This is a genomic window from Pusillimonas sp. NJUB218 (genome assembly GCF_003788685.1).
Classification (GTDB): Bacteria; Pseudomonadota; Gammaproteobacteria; order Burkholderiales; family Burkholderiaceae_B; genus Neopusillimonas.
Genome location: NZ_NQMK01000021.1, coordinates 1 through 1,658, shown reverse-complemented (window position 1 = coordinate 1,658; position 1,658 = coordinate 1). Strand labels below are relative to the sequence as shown.

At 54.8% G+C, this 1,658-nt stretch carries 1 pseudogene; it reads right to left on the bottom strand.

The annotated features are described in order from the left end of the window. Positions 1-30 precede the first annotated feature (30 nt). Positions 31-1,583 (bottom strand): annotated as a pseudogene (locus CHR62_RS15520) (IS3 family transposase). Positions 1,584-1,658: the final 75 nt, after the last annotated feature.

The window sequence follows — 1,658 nt, the reverse complement described above, 5'->3', positions numbered from 1 at the left end:
CGGTATTTGTCAAACAAGATGTCCGATATTTCATGCAGCAAACTTTAATTTTCCCGCCGTTTCGCCATCGACCTTTGCTGGGTTTAACCAGACTTCACTGACATGATGCCACGCACGCGTTTGACGACTCTTCCATCGATCGGGTCTGGCCTGTTTGGCCAGCTCGTAAGTGGCTTTGCGTCGGGCCAGAATCATGCGGTCTTGTCCGAGATGCCGTTGAACGGGCGTGACGAATTGGATGCCACTATGCCGGTGTTCGGTGTTGTACCAAGTCGTAAACCGTTGCACCCAGGCTCGCGCTTGAGTGAGGTCAGCAAACCTTCGACGCGGATACGCCGGGGTGTATTTCAAGGTCTTGAACAAGGCCTCGGAATACGGGTTGTCGTTGCTGACCGACGGACGACTAAACGATGGTACGACCCCCAGTTTTTGCAGGGTCGCCAACATCGTGGCCCCTTTCATAGGGCTGCCATTATCCGAATGCAGCACCAACTGATCACGACGCACCTCATGGCGCAAACACGCCTTGTCGATCAAGTTCGCGGCATGCAATGCCAGTTCTTCAGTGTGAATTTCCCACCCCATGATCATGCGGCTATAGACATCAATAATCATGTAAAGACGGTAAAACTGCCCACGTATTGCGCCGGGCAAGTAGGTGATGTCCCACGTCCAGACCTGGTTAGGCCCGGTGGCCACCCACGCTTTGGGCGCAGGCACCTGGCGGGGTGGTTGCGCACGGCCGCGCCGGTTCAATTGATCGTGTGCTTTCAGCACCCGGTAAAAACTGGACTCAGATGCAATATAAACGCCCTGATCCGCCAAACGCGGAACGATCTGCGAGGGTGGCAGGCTTTGGTGTTCGGGGCTATTGCACAGCGCCAGAATCCAGGCTTTTTCTGCACCACTCAGCGCATGCGTGTGGTGCCGGGCAGTGGGCTGCTGGCGTCGGTCAAGCAGCGTGTCAACACTGCGCCAACGGCGCAGGGTTCGGCAGGTAATCCCGATAACCTCACAGGCCTTGTGGCAACGCGCGCCAGCCGTTATCGCTTCATCGATCAAGGTGATGGCCATCTGTTTCATCTCAACCGGGATCAGTCGTCCTCGTTGGTGCCCCAGATGGCCTGGGCTTTTTTTGATAAAGTCAGCAGCGCTGCGGCTTCAGCCAGCGCTTTCTCCTTGCGCAGTAATTCTTTTTCCAGGCGTTTGTATTTCTTGCGTTCGTTGGAAAGTACCGCCTTGGTCACAGGCCCCACTTCGGCGTCAGAGGACTCGAATGCGTCTTTCCAGGCGTCCAGTTGCTCGGGGTACAGTCCATGTTGACGGCAATACTCGGAACGCTCGGCCTCGTTCATCGCAGCGGTTTGGATAATCGCTGCCAACTTGGCCTTGGCATCCCAGTGATCGGGAAGAGATTTCTTTGCAGGCACCACAAATCCTTTAGCTTGAAACTGTCTTTTCCAAGCATACAACGTGGCCGTGCAGATGCCACTGTCCTGACTGATCTGGGTAACGCTCTGATTGTGCGGTGGCATCATCTTTTTGACGAGTTGAGCCTTAAGCTCGGCACTGTAGGATGGCATTGCAGCACTCCATCCGCCCCTTGAGTTTATAAAAAATGAAATCAAACAACCGGACAACTAGTGTGACAGAGGGGG